The sequence below is a fragment of the Streptomyces sp. NPDC127108 genome (assembly GCF_042677545.1).
Classification (GTDB): Bacteria; Actinomycetota; Actinomycetes; order Streptomycetales; family Streptomycetaceae; genus Streptomyces.
Genome location: NZ_JBHXTE010000025.1, coordinates 66,033 through 85,936 on the forward strand (window position 1 = coordinate 66,033; position 19,904 = coordinate 85,936).

Sequence of the window (19,904 nt, forward strand, 5' to 3'; positions counted from 1 at the left end):
ATGTCGTCCCTCAGCATCGATCACGTCTCCCGCTGGTTCGGCAACGTGGTGGCGGTCAACGACATCACCATGACGATCAGCCCCGGAGTCACCGGCCTGCTCGGCCCCAACGGCGCCGGGAAGTCCACCCTCATCAGCATGATGGGCGGTTTCCTCGCCCCCTCCACGGGCAGCGTCACCCTCGACGGCCACCCCACCTGGCGCAACGAACAGATCTACAAGCACCTGGGCATCGTCCCCGAGCGCGAGGGGATGTACGACTTCCTCACCGGCCGCGAATTCGTCGTCGCCAACGCCGAGTTGCACGGCCTCGGCAAGAAGGCCGCCCAGCGCGCCCTCGCCACGGTCGAGATGGAGTACGCGCAGGACCGCAAGATCTCCACGTACTCCAAGGGCATGCGGCAGCGCGTGAAGATGGCCTCCGCGCTCGTCCACGAGCCGTCCGTGCTGCTGCTCGACGAGCCCTTCAACGGCATGGACCCCCGTCAGCGCATGCAACTCATGGAGCTGCTGCGCAAGATGGGCGACGACGGACGCACCGTCCTGTTCTCCTCGCACATCCTCGAAGAGGTCGAACAGCTCGCCTCGCACATCGAGGTGATCGTCGCCGGACGCCACGCGGCCAGCGGCGACTTCCGCAAGATCCGCCGCCTGATGACCGACCGGCCGCACCGCTACCTGGTGCGCTCCAGCGACGACCGCACGCTCGCCGCCGCACTGATCGCCGACCCGTCCACCGCGGGCATCGAAGTCGACCTCGACGAGGGCGCGTTGCGCATCCAGGCCGTCGACTTCGGGCGCTTCACCACCCTGTTGCCACGCATCGCCCGCGAACACGACATCCGGCTCCTGACCGTCTCGCCCTCGGACGAGTCGCTCGAGTCGGTCTTCTCCTACCTCGTCGCGGCCTGAAGGGAGTCACCGTGTACGACCCCACTGTCGCCCGGCTCACCTACCGGGCCCTCCTCGGCCGCCGCCGGGCCCTTATCCTGTTCGCCCTGCCGCTGCTGCTCATCGTCATCTCCGTGGCGGTACGCGCCCTCAGCGGCGCCGACGACCAGGTCGCCTCCGACCTGCTCGGCGGGTTCGCGCTCGCCACGATGGTGCCGATCATCGGCGTCATCGCGGGCACCGGCGCGATCGGCCCCGAGATCGACGACGGCTCCGTGCTCTACCTGCTGTCCAAGCCGGTCAAACGGCCCACGATCATCGTCACCAAGCTCACCGTCGCCATCGCCGTCACCATGGCGTTCTCGGCGCTCCCGACGTTCGTCGCGGGCATGATCCTCAACGGCAACGGCCAGCAGATCGCCGTCGCCTACACGATCGCCGCCCTCGTCTCCTCCATCGCGTACGCGGCGATCTTCCTGCTGCTCGGTACGGTCACCCGGCACGCGGTGGTCTTCGGCCTCGTGTACGCCCTGGTGTGGGAGGCGCTGTTCGGATCCCTGGTCTCCGGGGCGCGCACGCTCAGCGTCCAGCAGTGGTCCCTCGCCGTCGCCCACAAGGCCGCGGACGGCGGTGACCTGGTCACCTCCGACGTGGGCCTGCCCGCCGCGGTGATCCTGCTGATCGTGGTCACGGCCGGGGCCACGTGGTTCGCCGGGCAGAAGCTGCGGACGCTGACGCTGGCCGGCGAGGAGTAGGAGCCGGAGGTCAGGCGTCCGAAGCCAGGTGCTTGAAGTCTTGACGGTGTCTTCACCCTCCCACCCGGACACTGGTGGGAGGGGGATGCTTCAGCTGTATCCGGGAGGTGCCGCGATGGCATCGGACAAGGGACGGGACGAAGGGGCCGGGGACACCGGCGGGGCCGGTGAGCCCGGGAGCGCCGGGGACGAGCGGTGGGACGACGTGGTCCTCGACGACGACTTCGTACGGTCCGCGGAGGCCGCCGAGCCGTCGGCGCGGGCCCGGATGCTCTCCGCCCGGTGGCGGGACCGGGCGCCCGAGCCGCAGCCCTGGCGGTCCGACGAGCCGCCCGCCGGGTGGTTCTTCAGCCGGCGGCGCAAGAAGCGGCGCCGGAAGTAGCGACGCCGGAAGCAGCGACGCCGTGAGCAGAGCTCTGGGTGGCCGCTTCTGCGGCGGGAAAAATCGGTGGCGGGGTGTGGCCGCGGTCGGCAGAGTAGTGGGTGTCACCGCGTCGGGGCCTCGCCCCGGTGCTCACCTTCTGGGAGAGGAGCCGACGATGTTCAACCACCCGTCGTCGTGCTCCCGGCAGGGCGGTCCGCGGCAGGCTCCGGAGTAGTCACTGCACTCCGTCCGAGCCCGCGCCACGGGGGATCGCCCGGGGCGGCCGCTTCGAGCGCGCACATTTCGCTGCGCGGGCCGCCCACCCAACGTTGCACTGGGCCGGGCCTGGGGTTACGGGAACGCTGTTCCTGTGCCCTGGGCCCGGCCCTTTGTGCGCGTTCACGTCATGGCACCGTCGGCCTGTGGCTGTGCCCACCCGTCCCGCCCTGCGGGACGATTGCCCACAGCGACAGCGGCTGCCGTAAGGGGCTGCCTCACGGCAGCAACCGCTCCAGTACCACCGCGATGCCGTCCTCCTCGTTGGAGGACGTGACCTCGTTGGCCACCGCCTTGAGGTTCTCGTGGGCGTTGGCCATGGCTACGCCGTGGGCGGACCAGGCGAACATCGGGATGTCGTTGGGCATGTCGCCGAAGGCGATCGTGTCCTTGGCCTTCACGCCGAGGCGTCGGGCCGCGAGGGACAGGCCCGTCGCCTTCGTCAGGCCGAGCGGCAGGAGCTCCACTATGCCCTCGCCCGCCATCGTGACGCCGACCAGATCGCCCGCGGCCTGCCGCGCCACGGCCGCGAGATCGTCGTCGCTCAGCCCGGGATGCTGGACGTACACCTTGTTGAGCGGCGCCGACCACAGCTCCGCGACGTCGGTGAACGGGATGACGGGGAGCGGGCCCTCCTGGACCACGTACCCGGGGCCGACCAGGACCTCGCCGTCCAGGCCGTCGCGGCTCGCGGCGAGCGCCAGCGGGCCGACCTCCGCCTCGATCTTGGCGAGGGCCAGGCCCGCGAGCTGGCGGTCCAGGGTCACGGAGGTCAGCAGCCGGTGCTCACCCGCGTGGTAGACCTGCGCGCCCTGGCCGCACACGGCGATGCCCTCGTAGCCGAGGTCGTCCAGGACGTGCCGGGTCCAGGCGACGGAGCGGCCGGTGACGATGATGTGGGCCGCGCCCGCCGCGGTGGCCGCGGTGAGCGCGTCCCGGGTGCGCGCCGAGACCGTGTCGTCGGGGGACAGGAGCGTCCCGTCGAGGTCGGTCGCGACGAGCGGGTACGGAAAGGACGGGCCGGAGCCGCCCGTGGGCGCGGTGCTCACTTGGCGAGGGGCTCCAGGATCTCCCGGCCCCCCAGATACGGCCGCAGGACCTCGGGGACGCGCACGGAACCGTCGGGCAGCTGGTGGTTCTCCAGGAGCGCCACGATCGTGCGGGGCACCGCGCACAGCGTGCCGTTCAGTGTCGAGAGCGGCTGGACCGCCTTCTTGCCGTCGTGCTCCTCGCGCATGCGCACGGACAGGCGGCGGGCCTGGAAGCTGTCGCAGTTCGACGCGGACGTCAGCTCGCGGTACTTCCCCTGGGTGGGGATCCAGGCCTCGCAGTCGAACTTGCGCGAGGCCGATGCGCCCAGGTCGGCGGAGGCGACGTCGATGACCTGGAAGGGCAGGTCGAGGCCTGTCAGCCACTGCTTCTCCCAGTCCAGGAGCCGCTGGTGCTCGGCCTCGGCGTCCTCCGGCGCGACGTACGAGAACATCTCGACCTTGTCGAACTGGTGCACCCGGAAGATGCCGCGGGTGTCCTTGCCGTACGTCCCGGCCTCGCGGCGGAAGCAGGGCGAGAACCCGGCGTACCGCAGCGGGAGCTTGTCGGCGTCGATGATCTCGTCCATGTGGTACGCCGCGAGCGGGACCTCGGAGGTGCCGACCAGGTAGTAGTCGTCCTTCTCCAGGTGGTACACGTTCTCGGCGGCCTGGCCGAGGAAGCCGGTGCCCTCCATGGCGCGCGGGCGGACCAGGGCGGGGGTCAGCATCGGCGTGAAACCGGCCGCGGTGGCCTGCGCGATGGCCGCGTTGACCAGCGCGAGCTCGAGGAGCGCGCCGACGCCCGTCAGGTAGTAGAAGCGGGATCCGGAGACCTTCGCGCCGCGCTCGACGTCGATGGCGCCGAGCGCCTCGCCGAGCTCCAGGTGGTCCTTGGGCTCGAAGCCCTCGGCGGCGAAGTCGCGGATCGTGCCGTGCGTCTCCAGGACGACGAAGTCCTCCTCGCCGCCCACCGGCACGTCCGTGTGCACGAGGTTGCCGAGCTGGAGGAGGAGGCGCTTGGTCTCCTCGTCGGCCTCGTCCTGTGCGGCGTTCGCGGCCTTCACCGCGGCGGCCAGCTCGCCGGCCTTCTTCAGGAGCTCGGCCTTCTCGTCGCCGGAGGCCTTCGGGATGAGCTTGCCGAGGGCCTTCTGCTCGGAGCGGAGCTCGTCGAAGCTGAGCCCGGACGACCGGCGCCGCTCGTCGGCGGAGAGCAGGGCGTCGACGAGGCCGACGTCCTCTCCACGGGCGCGCTGAGAAGCGCGAACACGGTCGGGGTCCTCACGGAGCAGGCGAAGGTCAATCACCCCTCAAGGCTACCGTCGCGCGGTTCCCGCCCACGACTTGATATTCACTTCAGGGGCGATATGACCGTTTTGCCGGAATGGGAATTCCCGTGAGCGACGTGCGGGTGTCGTACCGGTGGCCGGAGATCGCCGCGCGTTCCGAGGGTCAATAAACCGGACACGAATCCCCGAAACGGGGCAGATGTCTGCCGCCGCCTTGACTCGATCCCCTTGTGGGAAACGGGACTTGGGGAGGTGGTTGTCCACAGGAATGGGGACGTCCGGAAAGTTATCCACAGGCTGTGCGAAAGATCTGTGGACACCGGAACGGGCCGCTCCGAATGCCGCCTCCGTGTCGGTGGATTCCTTCCCCAAACCCCCTCTGGACCAACTTTCGAGTGGAAATGGTTAACTCCAAAGAGTTGGTCAATGGAAAAGAATGGACGAGGGGTGATGTGCGGGGCTGTGGACGCAACTGGGGGCTGAGGATCGCTATGTCGACGATGTCGTACTTCGTTGTCGACTTGTCCCCAGATCGAGAAGGGCACCTGTGGATAACTTCTGTGGACAACGTAAATCTGCAGGTAGTACTGCGTTTTCAGCCATGACCGTGGCCGGCGGAAGGCCATGACGAAGCACCGGGAAACGTCAGGCGAAGGCGCGGCGAACGCTCGGACGCCGCCGTCCCGGCATCGCGTGGCTCAGAAGCGGCCGTCCTGGCATTGCGTCAGCCAGTCCGACGCCGCCAGGAATTCCTCGTCGGACGTGCCGGCCCGCAGCGGCCGCACATCCTCCACGGCCACACCCGCGCGCGGATACGACCCGAGGAAGCGCACCTTCGGGCAGATCCGCTTCAGGCCCATCAGCGCCTCGCCCACCCGGCGGTCGGTGATGTGGCCCTCGGCGTCCACGCTGAAGCAGTAGTTGCCGATGCCCTGGCCGGTGGGGCGCGATTCGATCCGCATCAGGTTGACCCCGCGGACCGCGAACTCCTGGAGCAGTTCGAGCAGCGCGCCCGGGTGGTCGTCGCCGAGCCAGATGACCAGGGAGGTCTTGTCCGCGCCGGTGGGCGCGGCGGGCCGTCCCGGGCGGCCGACCAGGACGAACCGGGTCTCCGCGTTGGCCGCGTCGTGGATCTCGGTGACCAGCGCCTCGAGGCCGTACGTCGCCGCGGCGAACTCGCCCGCGAACGCCGCGTCGAACCGGCCCTCCTGCACCAGGCGGGCGCCGTCCGCGTTCGACGCCGCCGACTCCCACAGCGCGTCCGGCAGGTGCTCGCCGAGCCAGTTGCGCACCTGCGGCTGGGCGACCGGGTGGCCGGTGACCGTCTTGATGTCCTTGAGCTTCGTGCCGGGGCGGACCAAGAGCGCGAAGGCGATCGGCAGGACCACCTCGCGGTAGATCATCAGGGGGGTGCCCTTGGCGAGCTCGTCGACGGTCGTCGTGACGCCGCCCTCCACCGAGTTCTCGATCGGCACCAGCGCCGCCGCCGCCTCGCCGCCGCGCACCGCGTCCAGGGTGGCCGGGACGGACACCATCGGGACGAGCTCCCGGGTGGCCGCCTCCGGCAGGGTGCGCAGGGCCGCTTCGGTGAAGGTGCCTTCAGGGCCGAGGTAGGTGTAGCGCGTCGCCGACATGGGCTCACCCTAATGCGCGGAGGGAGGCGAAGGTTGGCTGTCGTCCAACATTCGATCGATTACAGACTCGGGGCGGCGGATGACGAGATCTGTCACCCGCTATCCCTCCAGCAACCTCTGCCCCACGTACTCACCACTTCCTGAAGCCCCCGCACCGCCCGGCACGGCGAAGAGACCGCTCGCCTCGTGCCGGATGAACTCCGAAAGGGCGTCCCCCCGGTCGAGCTTGCGCTGCACCGGCACGAAGCCCTTCAGCGGGTCCGCCTGCCAGCAGATGAAGAGCAGTCCGGCGTCCGGTTCGCCCTTGGCGTCGAAGCCGTCGTGGTACGAGAAGGGGCGCCGCAGCATCGCGGCGCCGCCGTTCTGGTCGGGCCGGGTGATGCGGGCGTGGGCGTTGAGGGGGACCACGAGCTTGCCGTCGGCGCCGGTCTTCTCCAGCTTCATCTCGGTGGTCTCCGTGCCGCCCGTCAGCGGCGCCCCGTCGGCCTTGCGGCGCCCGATGACCTCCTCCTGGGCCTTGGTGGCCAGCTTCTCCCAGTCGTCGAGGAGCATGCGGATGCGGCGTACGACGGCGTAGGAGCCCCCGGCCATCCAGGCGGGGTCCGTGCCGTCCGGCTTCTCGGGCACGAAGATCCGCTTGTTGAAGTCGTCGTCGGACGGCTTCGGGTTGTTCGTGCCGTCGATCTGGCCCATCAGGTTGCGGGCCGTCATCGGGCGGGCGGTGGCGCCGGGCGAGCGGTTGAAGCCGTTCATCTGCCAGCGCACCTTCGCCGCCGCACCGGCCTGCCGCTGCAGGGCGCGCAGCGCGTGGAAGGCGACGAGCGGGTCGTTCGCGCCGATCTGCACCCACAGGTCGCCGCCGCTGCGGGACTTGTCGAGGCGGTCGGAGGAGAAGTCGGGCAGCGGGTCGAGGGCGGACGGGCGCTGCTTCTCCAGTCCGGTGCGGCGGAAGAAGCCGTGGCCGAAGCCGAAGGTGATGGTGAGCGCGGCCGGGCCCGCGTCCCGGGCGACGTCGGTGTCGGGGCCCGCGCCGTCCACCGGCTCGCCCGCCATCAGCCGCTTCGCGGTGGCCGACCAGCGGCGCAGCAGGGCCGCGGCCTCCTTGCGCCCGGCGCCCGGCGCCAGGTCGAAGGCGATCAGGTGGCCGCGGGACTGCACGGGCGTGGTGATCCCGGGCTGGTGTTTCCCGTGAAACATCACCTCGTCCGTGCCGAGCGACGTCAGGGCCGTCGGCGACTCGCCGCCGGAGTCGGACGAGCCCGAGGACGCCGCGGCGTACCCGGCGGCGCCGCCCGCCGCGCCGAGCGCGAGGCCGGTGGCGCCCGCTGTGCCGAGCAGGCGCCGTCGCGAAATGGTGTGGTCCGCCATGGTGGGTCAGCCGATCTGCACGTTCTTGTCGAGGGTCACTTGGTCGATGTCGGAGGTGCGCACGGTCAGTTTGACCTGCCACTTGCCGGCCATCGGGACCTGCACTCCGCTCGCGCTCCAGTGTCCGGTCGCGATGCGGTCGGGGGCGACGGGCAGCGGGCCGACGTCCTTCGCCTTGAGGGTGAAGGACACCTTGACCTCGGGGAGGTCGAAGGCGCTGCCGTTGGGGCGGGTCGCGTAGACGTGCAGGTCGTTGCTGCCGGTACGGCCCGGCGTCAGCTCCATGCGGACGGCACCCTTGCCGTCCTTGCCGCCGGTGTCGAAGGGGAAGGTGACCTTGACCGGGCCCGCGGGCTGCTGCGCCGACGTGGCCGAGGCGTTCTTGGCCTCCTCCTCGGTGCGGCCCGGTTCGGTGCTGGTCAGGAGCGTGGTGACGGCGAGCACGACGACGGCGACCCCGGCCTCGGCGAACACCGAGCGGCGCAGGCCCGAGCGGTGCGGGTCGGCGTCGCGGACGCGCTTCTGGCGGGCGGTGTCCATGGCGGCCTGCTGCCGGGCGAGCTGGGCGGCACGCTTGTCCTGGCCGGGGGCCTTGGAATCGGACGACTTGGCGCCGGACGCCTTGCCGCCGTTGCCCTTGCCCGCGTCGGCCTTGTCGCTGCCGCCCTTGCTGCCGCCGCCCTTTCCGCCGGGCGTCTTGCCGTCGGCGGTGTCGACGGTCGCCGAGACGCCCGTCTTGGAGCTGTGGGCCACGGCGACGGGCTTCTTCTTCTTGGTCGAGGTCTTGGCCGGAGCCGTGACCGTGCCCGTGCCCGCCCGCTGTTCGACCACCGTCGCGGCCGCGGCCTCGGGCGCCATCCCCCCGGCCTCCCCCGCGATCCGCCCGGTCCACCGCCGCGACACCGAGGCGACGCCGACGAGGACGGCGACGAGGCCGATCTTGACAAGGAGCAATTGCCCGTACCCGGTCTCGACGAGCGCGGTCCACGAGCCGACCTGGCGCCACGACTGGTAGAGGCCGGTCGCCGCGAGCGCCACGACGCTGACGAAGGCGACGCGCGAGAAGCGGCGCACCGCCGCCGCTTCGATGTCGGGGGCGCGGTACAGGCAAAGCAGCAGCGCCGCGAGCCCGCCGAGCCAGGCGGCCACGGCGAGCAGGTGCAGGACGTCGACGGGCATCGCGATCCCGGCCTGGATGCCGGTCGACGCGTGCTCGGCGAGCGCCCAGGTGGCCGCGATGCCGATGGCGACGACGCTGCCGCCGATGGCCAGGCCGAAGGCGAGGTCCCGCTTCTCCTTGGCGTCCTCGCGCCGCTCGTACGCCCCGAAGAGGACGGCGACGAACAGCGCGGCGGCCGCGAGGAGGAGCAGCCGGGAGACGAGGGCGGCGCCGGTCTTGGTCTGCAGTACGTCGCCGAGCTTCGCCAGGTCGAAGGCGTCGCCGAGCTTGCCGGAGCCGGTATAGGGCGCCCGGAGCAGCAGGGTCACCAGGGTGGCGCCGGTGAGGGCGAGCCAGCCGCCGACGACGAGGCGCTGCAGCGGCCGGACGCCCGCGCCGCGCTGCCAGCAGCCGAGGACGAAGGCGGCGCCGCCGACGACGACGGTGAACCCGGCGTAGGCGACGTAGCGCGCGATGTCGTAGAGGGTGCCGACGAGTCCGCCGCCGACGTCCTGGTCGGGCAGCGAGACCTTGGTGGCGGAGGGCGCGCCGATGGAGAAGGTGAAGGCCCCGGCGATGGGGTGGCTGTCGGCGGAGACGACCTGGTAGGCGACGGTGAAGGTGCCGTCGGGCAGGCCGGGCTTCAGCTTCACGCCGTAGGAGTGCGAGCCGAGGTCGCTGGTCTTGCCGGTGTCGGCGCGCTTGCCCGCGGGGTCGAGGACCCGTACCGAGCCGTCGGACATGGCGACCTTCTCGGAGAAGGTCAGTGACACCTGCTCGGGTGCCTTGTCGACCACCGCTCCCTGCTTGGGGTCGCTGCCGGTGAGCGCGGCGTGCGCGCCGGCGGGCGCCGCGGCGGCGAGTACGGAGCCGAGGACGGCGCCGATCAGGGCGACGGCGACGAGCAGCAGTCGTCCGTAGCCGGTCAGGGCGGCCGGCCCCGGGCGGGGAGCGGTGGTCCGCATCAACTCTTCAGTCCCCTCAGTGCGACGAGTGCTTGTCGGTCGACGAGTGCTTGTCGGTGGTGGAGTGGGTCTTCGCGTCGTTGCTCGGGTTGTACGTGGCGGGCTTCACCGGCATCGAGACGGTGATCGGCTTCGACTTCTCGAAGCGGAGGGTGACTTCCACCTTGTCGCCCTGCTTCGGCTTGTGCTTGAGCTTCTCGAGCATGATGTGGTTGCCGCCGCGGGAGAAGTCGAGCGTGCCGTTCGCGGGCACGGTGAAGGACTTCCGCTCCTTCATCGTGGAGCCGACGGTGGCGTGCAGGGTGACGCTGCCCGCGAGCGGGCTGGACGCGGAGACGAGCTTGTCGGCCGCGCCCTTGTTGGTGACGGTGAAGAAGCCGCCGGCCATGTCGTCCATCGCCGGTACGGGGATGTAGGCGCCGTCGACCGACAGTTCGGGCTTCGCGGCGGCCGGGGCGTCCTTGCCGGACTTGCTGGACTTGTTGTCCTTGTCGGAGTCGCCGCAGCCCGCGAGGACGAGGCCCGCGGTCAGGGCGACCGCTGTACTGGCGACGAGACGACGGCTGCGACGGGTGGTGCGGTGGTTCACGGGTTCTGTCCCTTGAGGATCTTGGGGAGGTCCTGCTCGTAGTCCTTGGCCGTGGCGTCCTTGCCGTTGTAGACCACGTAGCCGGCTTCGGACTTCGGCGAGAAGGCGATGACCTGGGTGCCGTGCATCGACTCGATCTTGTTGTTCTTGAGCTTCTTGGACGGCTCGATGGTGATGCCGACGGTGCGGGCGCTGCCCTGGATGGTCGGGAAGTCACCGGTCAGGCCGATGAACTCGGGGTCCTGGGCCTTGAGCCACTTGCCGAGTTCCTTCGAGGTGTCCCGCTCGGGGTCGGTGGTGACGAAGACGACCTGGAGCTTGTCGAGCTCGGCCTTGGTGACGGTCTTCTTCTGCAGCAGGCTCTTCTTGGCGACGGCGATGTTGCTCATCGTCAGCGGGCAGACGTCGGGGCAGTTGGTGTAGCCGTAGTAGAGGAGCACCGGCTTGCCCTTGGTCTGCGCGCGCAGGTCGTACTTCTTGCCGTGGGTGTCCTTGAGGACCAGGTCCGGCTTCTTGAACGGCCGGTCGAGGACCGTCGCGGCCTTGTCCTTGCCGGACTCCATCGACACGTCCGCGACCGGCTTCTTGCTGTCGCCGTCGCCCCCGCCGCACGCGCTCAGGGTGAGGGCGGCCGCGGTCAGGACAGCGGCGGCGGACAGCGTCTTCGTGGTCTGCTTGCTCAACTTGCGCATACGAAAATGTCCCAGATGTGAGGGGGCCGGGACGCGCCGGGGCCGGGGCCGGCGGCGCGTCCCGCGGGTGGCTCAGCTGCTGCGGCGGCGTCCGGCGAGCACACCGAAGGCCACGCCCGCGGCGCCGACGACGATGCCGACGATGCCGAGGGTGCGGGCGGTGGTGTCGCTGCTGTCGCTGTCGGAGGCGCTCTCCTCCTTGGCCTCGGACTTCGCCTCGGCCTTGTCGTCGGCGTCGTCCTTGTCGTCGGACGCGGCGCCGCCGTGGTGGTCCTCGGAGGCGGCGCTCAGGGCGAGGGCGGGCGCGGGGAAGTCGGGCTCCTCCTGGCCCTTCTGCTGCGGCTCGATCCAGCGGACGACTTCCTTGTTGCTGTACGTCTGCAGCGCCTTGAACACCATCTGGTCGGCGTCCTCGGGGAGCTGGCCGAGGGACAGCGGGAACTTCTGGAAGGTGCCGGGCTCGATGCCCTTGCCGTCGGCGGTCCAGGTGACCTTGGAGACGGCCTCGTCGATCTTCTCGCCGTGGATCTCGATCGGCTTCTTCAGCTTGGTCTTGGTGACCTTGGCCTTCCAGCCGGGCACGGGCTGCGTCATCACGGACGCGAGCGGCTGGTCGGCGGGGAAGGTGACTTCGAGCTTGGTGGTGGAGGCGTCGTCGCGCTCGTTGGGGACCTTGAAGTTGACGGTCGCATAGCCGCCCTTGGCGGCGACGCCCTCGGGGCTGACGCTGACGTGCGCGAAGGCGGGGACGGCGGAGAGCAGCAGGACGGCGGAGGCGGCGGTGCCGGCGACGACGGAGACGCGGGTCAGGGACTTCATGGCGGAATGCTCCAGTTTCGGCAGGTGGTCACGGCGGTCGTGCCCGTGGTGAACGGTGAATACGGCCGTACGCACTGTGGTGTTCGGAAGGGGACGCGGTGCGCGGGGCCGTGCGGCCATGCGCTGATGCGTGCGGGCGCGCCACGCGGCACCGCTTCCGATCGAGCCGGGAGGAGCGGTCCGCGTCAGGCGGCGAGCGTGAGGGCGGCGGTCGCGGGCGGGCCGCGCCGGATCACCGTGTCCTCGAGCGCGACGGCCCGAAGCCGCGGCGGTGGCGGGGAGTGCGGGGCGCACGCCGGGCCCGTCAGGGGTGCGCCGAGGAGCCCGGCGCGCAGGACTCGTACCAGCGCGAGGGCGGCACGCAGGGAACGTACGAGCGCTGCCTCGGCGACTCCGTACGCCCCCTGGGCGGAGAGCCGTACGAGGCGGGCGAGCGCGAGGTCGCCGCGGCGCAGGAGCCAGCCCGCGGCGAGGGCCGCGAGGACGTGGGCGAGCAGCATCGGCAGGGAGGGGAGCAGCGCGGCCATCGACGACGAGCCCATCGAGCCCATCGAGGGCATCGACGCCGTCGAGGGCATCGTGCCCGTCGCCTGCGCGGCCGCCTCGGCCCCGGCGTGGGCGTGCGCGCCGTGGGCGCCGCCCGACGGTTCGAGGCCCGCGCTCCGCAGGATCTGCCGGGCCTGGACGGGCGTGATGGTCGCCCCGCTCGCGCCGCACGCGATGCGGGCCGCGCGTTCGACGAGCGACGCGGCGTCCGAGCCGCCGCCCGCCCCGGCCGTGGTCATCGCCATGCTGTGCTGTTGGCCGAGGCCGAACAGCGCGTGCAGCGCGAGCTGGCCGACGGCGAGTGCCCCCGCGATGCCCGGCAGCGACCGCTCGCGCCCGGCGAGGGGCACGGCGACGGCGAGGACCACGACGAAGGCGGCGATCAGCGTCCACAGGGGGACGGCGGCACAGGACGCGAGCACATGGCCCCCGGCGGACAGCACGACGCAGACCGCGGCGAAGGTCGCGGCCCGCAGGAGCCGGACATCGGATCCGGCGCGTGTCTGACGCGGGTGGGGGGCAGTCATGGCCGGGCCATCATCGCACCAGGCTTACCCGTCTCCTACGGCAGGTCCGCGGGCGGCGGCGGATTCTCGGGGGCGGTCGGCTACACCGGGCGGGGTGCCCGGCGCGTCCGCCGTATGGGCGGCATCACGTCAAGTGGGCGCTTATCCGCGGTTACTCGCGGCAATACGTATCGGTATGTCGAGCCGCAGCCAGGAGGCTGGAGCATGAGCATCTGGTGGTCACTCCATTTGCGGCGCGAAGCTGCGAGCGTTCCGCTCGCCCGGCGCCTGCTGATGGGCACGATGGAGAGCGCGGGGGTGCACCCCGACGTCTCGTACGAACTGTCGCTGGCTCTCACGGAGGCCTGCGCGAACGCGGTGGAGCACGGCGGGGCCGGGACGCCAGGGGCGAGCGGCGGCGCGTACCGGGTCACGGCGTATCTGGACGGCGAGACCTGCCGCATCGAGGTCGCCGACTCGGGGCCGGGTTTCCCACCGGGCCGCATCCGGATGTCCGCCCGCCGCAGGGGCCGTCGCCGCACCCGCCGCCCGTCCCGTGCCCCCAAGTCCGTCACGCCCGCGGAGACCTCCGAGAGCGGCCGGGGCCTGTATCTGATCCGCGAGCTCGCCGACCATGTGGACTTCGGCAACAAGCCCGGGCGCGGTGGCGCGGTGATCAGCTTCGACAAGGTGCTCAAGTGGCGGGAGGACGCGCCGCTCGTCAGCGCGTAGTCGTTCGTCAGGGCGTAGTCGTTCGTCAGGACGCAGTCGTTCGTCAGCGCGTGGCCGAATCGTCCCGGGTGATGATGACGAAACGGGAATCCGGGCACTCCATGGGCCGGAACACATGGCTCATCACGCCGATTTCCGTATCGCCGTGAAAGGGCAGTCGAAGCGCGAAGCGATGTCCTGACCTGTGTTCCACGACACTGTGGTCCTCGGTCCATATGCGGCGGCAGTCGGCGTCCGCACCGAGAATGTCACGAGTCAGTGACCGAACTGGTGAATTTCCCGGGTCGCGATTGTTGGCGAGCCGCAGCATCGCCAGATAGATCCGGGCGAATTTCATTTCCCAGTCGACGAGTTGGGTGCGGGCCTCGGGCGCGAGCAGGGCCCAGCGCATGATATTCGCGCGGGGGGCGACCGACCAGGGAAACCATTGGGCCATCGCGGAGTTCGCCGCGACCACGTTCCATGCGCTGTCGGAGATGTAGGCGGGGTTCGGGGCCTGGTGCTCAAGCAGGTCGAGGACCTCGGGGTCGAGGTCCGCGAGGTGTCTCGCGGGGTCCGCCGGTGGTCTGCGGCCGACCGCGCCGAGGAACAGGGTCAGCTCTTCCGCCTCGCTGAGCTGCAGCGTTTCGATGACGCGGAGGAGGAAGGAGTCGGAGAAGTCCCGTCGGGTGCCGCGTTCGAGGGAGCGGTACCAGCCCTCGCTCACTCCGACGAGCCGTGCCACCTCGGCCTGTGAGAGTCCCGTCGTGGCATTGCGGACCGCGAGGAGTCCGGCGTCGCGGCGAATGACCCGGGCCCGCCAGGCGCGCAGGAGGCGCCCGATGGATTCGCCTTCGTCGACCCCTTCGCCGACGTCTTCTGCGGCGTCTTCTGCGTGCGCGCAGAGGTAATTCTTGCTTTCACTGAGAATGACGTGCTCCCCGTTCATTGGTCGAGGAGCCGACAAGCCCCCCCGAGCCATCCGCAGATCATAACAGGTGCTTGTTGTGGGGGAGTTCGATTGCTTGCGGTACTAGCGGTACCGGCACTGAAAGTGGCGGTCGGGTTCATGCATGCTTGGGCCGCGGCACCGCCGTGCTTTGTTGAATCCGTAACTTATTCAAACAGTGGCTTATGGAATACGGGGGCAGAGGTTATGAGTGGGAAGGCGGCCGCGCGCGGTCACTTCGAGAGCGTTTCGACGCGCGTCGGCGCACCCGACACGGTGGCGCTCGTGGCGCACGACGCGAAGAAGACGGAGCTGCTCGACTGGGCGGCCCGGCACCAGGAGGCGCTGCGCGGCTGCCGCCTCGTCGCCACCCGGACCACCGGCGAGCTGCTCGGACGCCGACTCGGCCTGCGGGCCGACCTGGTGGCCAGCGGGCCGCTGGGCGGTGACCAGCAGATCGGCGCGATGATCGTCGAGGAGCGCATCGCCCTCCTCGTGTTCTTCACCGACCCGCTGGGGACGCAGCCCCACGAGAGCGACGTCCGGGCCCTGCACCGGCTCGCGGTCGTCCATGACGTCCCCCTCGCCTCGAACCCCGCGTCCGCCGACGTCCTGCTGACCGACGCCTGCCTGCGGATGGCGGCTCCGGCACCCGTCGAGGCCGGCGCCGCGTGACACGACAACCTGGAGGGGACGACACCATGTCGTACTGGCTCATAGCCGGTGGCGCCGGATTCATCGGCGGCCACGTGGTCAAGGCGATGCGGGACGCGGGTGAGCGGATCGTCGTCGTGGACGATCTGTCGACGGGGTCGCGGGCCGCCGTGCCCGATGACGTGCCGCTCCTCGTCGGCAGCGTCCTCGACGCCGAGTTCCTCGCCCGCGTCTTCCGCGACCACCCCGTGGAGGGCGTGGTCAACCTCGTGGCGCGCACCCAGGTCGGGGAGTCGGTGGAGCTGCCGCTGCTGCACTACCGGCAGAACGTCGAGGGCTTTCGCGGCCTGCTGTCCGCCATGGAGCACGCCGGGGTGCGGAAGCTGGTGTACTCCTCCAGCGCCTCCGTGTACGGCATGCCGGACGTCGACCTGGTCACGGAGGACACCCCGTGCGCCCCGCTCAGCCCGTACGGCGAGACCAAGCTGATCGGCGAGTGGCTGGCGCGGGCCGCGCACCGGGCCGGGCAGGTGGACTTCATCAACCTGCGGTACTTCAACGTCGCGGGCGCCGCGTCGCCGGAGCTGGCCGACGAGCGCATCCTCAACCTGGTGCCCATGGTCTTCGACCGGCTGACCGCGGGCACGGCGCCCCGGATCTTCGGCGACGACTACGCGACCCCGGACGGCACCTGCGTACGCGACTACATCCACGTCGCCGACATCGCCTCCGCGCACCTCGCGGCGACCCGCTTCCTGCGCGCGCACGACGACGTCGCCCGCACGTTCAACGTCGGCCGCGGCGAGGGGCTCTCGGTGCGCGAGCTGATCTCCGTCATCCAGGACGTGACCGGCCACGCCGTCGACCCGGTCGTCGTGGGGCGCAGGCCCGGCGACCCGGCGAAGGTCGTCGCCGACGCGGCGCCGATCGGGCGCGAGCTCGGCTGGACCGCCCGGCACGGCGTCGTCGACATGATCACGTCCGCGTGGGAGGGCTGGTGCCTTCGCCACCCCGAGGCACGACGGCCCGGGTGAGCGCCCGGCCGCCGCTCCGTACGCCGCAACAACCCCCCGAGAACTCTCGTCGAACGCACGACAGGAACCTTCATGAGCACGCTGTTCTCCCCGCTGAAGCTCCGTGAGCTGACCATCCCCAACCGCGCCTGGATGGCGCCGATGTGCCAGTACCAGGCCGAACCGACCGGCCCGCAGGCCGGTGTGGTCAACGACTGGCACCTGGGCCACCTGTTCGCCCGCGCGGCCGGCGGCCTCGGCCTGATCCTCCTCGAAGCCACCGCCGTCGCCCCCGAGGGCCGCATCACGCCGGGCTGCCTCGGCCTGTGGAACGAGACGCAGGCACGCGCCCTCACCCGGGTGACCCGTTTCCTCGAAGAGCACGACGTGGTGCCCGCCATCCAGCTCGCCCACTCCGGCCGCAAGGGCTCGGCCTCCGCGCCGTGGCTCGGCGGCGGGCCCGTCGCCCCGGAGCAGGGCGGCTGGGACACGGTGGCGCCCAGCGCCGTCGCGTACGGGAACTTCCCGACCCCGCACGAGCTGTCCGTCGACGACATCCAGCGCCTGATCGGGAACTTCGCGGACGCGGCCCGGCGGGCCCTGGACGCGGGCTTCAAGGTGGTCGAGGTGCACGGCGCGCACGGCTTCCTGATCAACTCCTTCCTCTCGCCGCACAGCAACCACCGCACGGACGCCTACGGCGGCAGCTTCGAGCGCCGGGCGCGCTTCGCCCTCGAGGTCGTCGACGCGGTCCGCGCCGTGTGGCCGGACGAACTGCCCGTCTTCTTCCGCACCTCGGCCACCGACTGGCTGGCCGCGGAGAACCCGGCGGACAACCGTCAGGGCTGGACCGGCGACGACACCGTGCGCCTCGCCAAGGAACTCCTCGCCCACGGCGTCGACCTGCTCGACGTCTCGTCCGGCGGCATCGCCCACGACGCCCGGATCACCACGGGACCCGGCTACCAGGTCCCCTACGCGGCCGCCGTCCGCGCCCAGACGGACATGCCCGTCGGCGCCGTCGGCCTGATCACCGAGGCCGAGCAGGCCGAGGAGATCCTCGCCTCCGGCAAGGCCGACGCGGTGCTGCTCGGGCGGGAGCTGCTGCGCGATCCGCACTGGGCGCACCGGGCCGCGGGGCGGCTCGGGGACGCGGCCCGGTGGCCGGAGTCGTACGGCTATGCCGTGTGACGCGTACGTCGGTGGTGAGGGGCGGGTCCGTCGCCCGCCCCTCACCCGGCCTGAGACCCCGGCCTCTGACCTCTGCCTCAGACCTCTGCCTCAGATCTCTGACCCTGACCTTCTGAACCTGACCTTCTGATACCTGACAAGGACCAAGCAGTGAGTCGTTCCGTCCTGATCACCGGCGGCAACCGGGGCATCGGCCTGGCCATCGCCCGCGCCTTCGCAGCGGAGGGCGACCGCGTGGCCGTCACCTACCGCAGCGGCCCGCCGTCCGACACCGGGCTGCTCGCCGTGGAGTGCGACGTGACGAGCACCGAGCAGGTCGACGCCGCGTTCAGCGAGGTGGAGGCGGCACACGGGCCGGTGGAGATCCTGGTCGCCAACGCGGGGATCACCCAGGACACGCTGCTGCCGCTGATGAGCGACGAGGCGTTCACCTCGGTCGTCGACACCAACCTCGGCGGGGCCTTCCGGGTCGCCCGGCGCGCCTCCCGGCGGATGCTGCGGGCCCGCCGGGGCCGCATCGTCTTCATCTCCTCGGTCGTCGGCGCGACCGGCGGCGCGGGCCAGGCGAACTACGCCGCGTCCAAGGCGGGTCTGGTGGGGCTCGCCCGGTCCATCGCCCGGGAGCTGGGACCGCGCGGCATCACCGCGAACGTCGTCGCGCCCGGACTCGTCACGTCCGACATGACGGCGGTCCTGTCCGAGGAGCGGCAGCGGGCGATCCTCGCCCGCACCGCGAGCGGCCGGGCCACGGAGCCGGACGAGATCGCGCGGTCGGTCGTGTACCTCGCGAGCGAGGCGGCCGCGACCGTCAACGGCTCGGTGCTGACGATCGACGGCGGGTTGAGCGCGGGGGTGTGACGTGCCCGGTACTCCCGCAGCACGCAGATCGGTGCGGGGCGGCCACGCGCCGAGGGAGGAGGGCGTCAACCTCGCCGCCCCGGTCGTCGCCCGCACTTCGCCGGTGGCCACGGGACGATGTGGGACTTCCCCGCTGGTGGCGGGGAAGCGGCTCACCTGCTTCAGCGACGCCGAGGAGGCCTCCGTCGGCCTCGACGAGGTCGTGCCGTTCGCGTTGGAGAGCACCCTCGCCGAGCGCGGCGCCCTCATCTCCACCGGGCCGGACTTCCACGAACACGCCGTGCTCGACCAGCGCCTGGTGACCGGTCAGAACCCGGCGTCGGCCGCCGAGGTCGCCCGGCTCGTCACGGCCGCGCTGCGCCCCGAGCCCGCCCTTGATCAGTCCCAGCCCCTGACCTGCCCGAGCCCCTTCCAGCCCGAGCCCCTGCCAGCCCGAAGGTGAACCCCATGCTCGAACCTCTGACGCTCGCCCCCCGTACGGCCTGTGTGATCACCGTGGGCGACGAACTGCTCCGCGGTGAGATCGCCGACACCAACGGCACCGAGGCCAGCCGCAGACTCACCGCGCACGGCATCGCCACCCGCTCCCGGCACACCGTCGCCGACGACCGGCAGGCCATCAGCGACGCCGTCGTCCACGGCCTCGGCCAGGCGTGGCTCGTCCTCGTGATCGGCGGCCTCGGCCCCACCTCGGACGACGTCACGCGGTTCGCCGTCGGCCACGCGCTCGGCCGCGACATGGAGGACCGCCAGGAAGCGTGGGACGCGGTGTGCCGCCGCCTGGAGGAACTGCGGATCGAGGTCCACCCCGACAACCGCCGCCAGGCCCAATTCCCTTCGGGCAGCGTCCTGTTGCCCAACGCCCACGGCACCGCATGGGGCGCCAGGGTGACCGTCGGCGGCCGCCATGTGGTGCTGCTCCCGGGGCCGCCGAAGGAGTGCCTGCCCATGCTCGACGCGGCGCTGGACGGCGTCGGCGCGCGTCCGACCGCGACGGCCGACCAGCGGTGGCGGACCATGGGCCTGCCCGAGCCGGAGGTCGCCGCCCGGATCGACGCCGTCCTGAAGGCCGCGCCGGGTGCACGCGCGACGGCGGGCTACTGCTGGCGCTATCCATACGTCGACGTCACCCTGCACGGCGGCGCCGAGCGGTCCGACACGGCGGCCACGCTCACCGAACTGATCGGGGAGATCGGGGAGGCCCTGGCGGGTCATGTGGTCAGCCGGGACGGCAGGAGCGCCAGGGAGCGGCTTGCGGCACCGGACGGGGGCGCCTCTGTGCGGCTGACCCTCGACGACAGCCTGTCGCACGGCCGCTTCCAGCGGTGGTACGAGGACCTCGCCCCGGAAGCCGGGAGAGCCGGGGAAGCCGACGGCGACCCCGCCGGGATCACGGTCACGGCCACCGGCACCTGGCACACCGGCTCGCCGACCGACCACCGCGGCTCCGTCGCCATGCGCTGCCGGGTCACCCTCGGCCCGGCCACGCACACGTATCAGCTCGACGAGCCCAACCTCGGCCCCGAAGTGCTCGACGGGGCAGCCGAGTTCATCGCCTGGTCCGTCCTGCGCGCACTCGACGCGGAATCCGGAAGCGGCGGGGCCTGAGGACGTGGAACCCGGAAACGGGGAGGCCTGAGGCGGACG

20 protein-coding genes are annotated in these 19,904 nt (G+C 71.3%); 10 read left to right on the forward strand and 10 right to left on the reverse strand.

Going from position 1 to position 19,904, the window contains the following annotated elements; all coding sequences use genetic code 11:
- From ACFVHO_RS22080 to ACFVHO_RS22090, 3 genes are all read left to right on the forward strand, one after another.
- A complete protein-coding gene (locus ACFVHO_RS22080; RefSeq protein ID WP_385717081.1) occupies window positions 1-912 on the forward strand; it encodes an ABC transporter ATP-binding protein in 912 nt (303 codons plus the stop codon).
- 11 nt (window positions 913-923) lie between these two features.
- On the forward strand, window positions 924-1,646 hold the full coding sequence (locus ACFVHO_RS22085) for an ABC transporter permease subunit (RefSeq protein ID WP_385717084.1): 723 nt from the start codon (window positions 924-926) through the stop codon (window positions 1,644-1,646).
- A 115-nt stretch (window positions 1,647-1,761) separates the two neighbouring features.
- Entirely contained in the window at window positions 1,762-2,028 is a 267-nt protein-coding gene (locus tag ACFVHO_RS22090; protein WP_385717087.1) for a hypothetical protein, read from the forward strand.
- Between the two features lie 476 nt (window positions 2,029-2,504).
- Here the strand turns inward: ACFVHO_RS22090 and ACFVHO_RS22095 are convergent, their stop codons facing one another.
- The 9 genes from ACFVHO_RS22095 to ACFVHO_RS22135 form a co-directional block, all read right to left on the reverse strand.
- Window positions 2,505-3,335: an HAD family hydrolase gene (locus ACFVHO_RS22095; protein ID WP_385717090.1), complete on the reverse strand. Its 831-nt coding sequence runs from the start codon at window positions 3,333-3,335 to the stop codon at window positions 2,505-2,507.
- Complete coding sequence (gene serS, locus ACFVHO_RS22100) at window positions 3,332-4,621, reverse strand: serine--tRNA ligase (RefSeq protein WP_385717093.1); 1,290 nt, start codon at window positions 4,619-4,621, stop codon at window positions 3,332-3,334. Before serS ends, ACFVHO_RS22095 begins: the two co-directional genes overlap by 4 nt.
- A gap of 680 nt (window positions 4,622-5,301) precedes the next feature.
- Window positions 5,302-6,237: a prephenate dehydratase gene (pheA, locus tag ACFVHO_RS22105; protein ID WP_385717096.1), complete on the reverse strand. Its 936-nt coding sequence runs from the start codon at window positions 6,235-6,237 to the stop codon at window positions 5,302-5,304.
- A 99-nt stretch (window positions 6,238-6,336) separates the two neighbouring features.
- Window positions 6,337-7,605, reverse strand: a complete 1,269-nt coding sequence (gene efeB / locus ACFVHO_RS22110; RefSeq protein ID WP_385717099.1) for an iron uptake transporter deferrochelatase/peroxidase subunit — start codon at window positions 7,603-7,605, stop codon at window positions 6,337-6,339.
- Window positions 7,606-7,611: 6 nt separating this feature from the next.
- Window positions 7,612-9,729 carry a copper resistance CopC/CopD family protein gene (locus tag ACFVHO_RS22115; protein WP_385717102.1) on the reverse strand — a complete coding sequence of 706 codons (2,118 nt, stop codon included), beginning with the start codon at window positions 9,727-9,729 and terminating at the stop codon, window positions 7,612-7,614.
- Window positions 9,730-9,745: 16 nt separating this feature from the next.
- A complete protein-coding gene (locus ACFVHO_RS22120; protein ID WP_385717105.1) occupies window positions 9,746-10,318 on the reverse strand; it encodes a copper chaperone PCu(A)C in 573 nt (190 codons plus the stop codon).
- Window positions 10,315-11,010, reverse strand: coding sequence for an SCO family protein (locus ACFVHO_RS22125; RefSeq protein ID WP_385717107.1), 696 nt, complete (start codon window positions 11,008-11,010; stop codon window positions 10,315-10,317). The genes ACFVHO_RS22120 and ACFVHO_RS22125 overlap by 4 nt, the downstream gene beginning before the upstream one ends.
- A 72-nt stretch (window positions 11,011-11,082) precedes the next feature.
- Window positions 11,083-11,829 carry a YcnI family protein gene (locus ACFVHO_RS22130; protein ID WP_385717111.1) on the reverse strand — a complete coding sequence of 249 codons (747 nt, stop codon included), beginning with the start codon at window positions 11,827-11,829 and terminating at the stop codon, window positions 11,083-11,085.
- A 185-nt stretch (window positions 11,830-12,014) separates the two neighbouring features.
- A complete protein-coding gene (locus ACFVHO_RS22135) occupies window positions 12,015-12,902 on the reverse strand; it encodes a hypothetical protein (RefSeq protein ID WP_385717114.1) in 888 nt (295 codons plus the stop codon).
- A 204-nt stretch (window positions 12,903-13,106) separates the two neighbouring features.
- Between ACFVHO_RS22135 and ACFVHO_RS22140 the strand changes: the two genes are divergently transcribed.
- Window positions 13,107-13,613, forward strand: a complete 507-nt coding sequence (locus tag ACFVHO_RS22140; protein WP_385717116.1) for an ATP-binding protein — start codon at window positions 13,107-13,109, stop codon at window positions 13,611-13,613.
- Between the two features lie 43 nt (window positions 13,614-13,656).
- Here the strand turns inward: ACFVHO_RS22140 and ACFVHO_RS22145 are convergent, their stop codons facing one another.
- Window positions 13,657-14,541: a helix-turn-helix transcriptional regulator gene (locus tag ACFVHO_RS22145; protein WP_385717119.1), complete on the reverse strand. Its 885-nt coding sequence runs from the start codon at window positions 14,539-14,541 to the stop codon at window positions 13,657-13,659.
- Window positions 14,542-14,748: 207 nt separating this feature from the next.
- Here ACFVHO_RS22145 and ACFVHO_RS22150 point away from each other — a divergent pair, with 207 nt between their 5' ends.
- From ACFVHO_RS22150 to ACFVHO_RS22175, 6 genes are all read left to right on the forward strand, one after another.
- Complete coding sequence (locus ACFVHO_RS22150; protein ID WP_385717122.1) at window positions 14,749-15,216, forward strand: methylglyoxal synthase; 468 nt, start codon at window positions 14,749-14,751, stop codon at window positions 15,214-15,216.
- Between the two features lie 26 nt (window positions 15,217-15,242).
- Window positions 15,243-16,229: a UDP-glucose 4-epimerase GalE gene (gene galE, locus ACFVHO_RS22155; protein ID WP_385717125.1), complete on the forward strand. Its 987-nt coding sequence runs from the start codon at window positions 15,243-15,245 to the stop codon at window positions 16,227-16,229.
- Between the two features lie 72 nt (window positions 16,230-16,301).
- Entirely contained in the window at window positions 16,302-17,399 is a 1,098-nt protein-coding gene (locus ACFVHO_RS22160) for an NADH:flavin oxidoreductase/NADH oxidase (RefSeq protein ID WP_385717127.1), read from the forward strand.
- A gap of 150 nt (window positions 17,400-17,549) precedes the next feature.
- On the forward strand, window positions 17,550-18,257 hold the full coding sequence (gene fabG / locus ACFVHO_RS22165) for a 3-oxoacyl-ACP reductase FabG (RefSeq protein ID WP_385717129.1): 708 nt from the start codon (window positions 17,550-17,552) through the stop codon (window positions 18,255-18,257).
- Window position 18,258: 1 nt separating this feature from the next.
- Window positions 18,259-18,699: a hypothetical protein gene (locus ACFVHO_RS22170; RefSeq protein ID WP_385717132.1), complete on the forward strand. Its 441-nt coding sequence runs from the start codon at window positions 18,259-18,261 to the stop codon at window positions 18,697-18,699.
- 5 nt (window positions 18,700-18,704) lie between these two features.
- On the forward strand, window positions 18,705-19,865 hold the full coding sequence (locus ACFVHO_RS22175) for a competence/damage-inducible protein A (RefSeq protein WP_385717135.1): 1,161 nt from the start codon (window positions 18,705-18,707) through the stop codon (window positions 19,863-19,865).
- Window positions 19,866-19,904 lie beyond the last annotated feature (39 nt).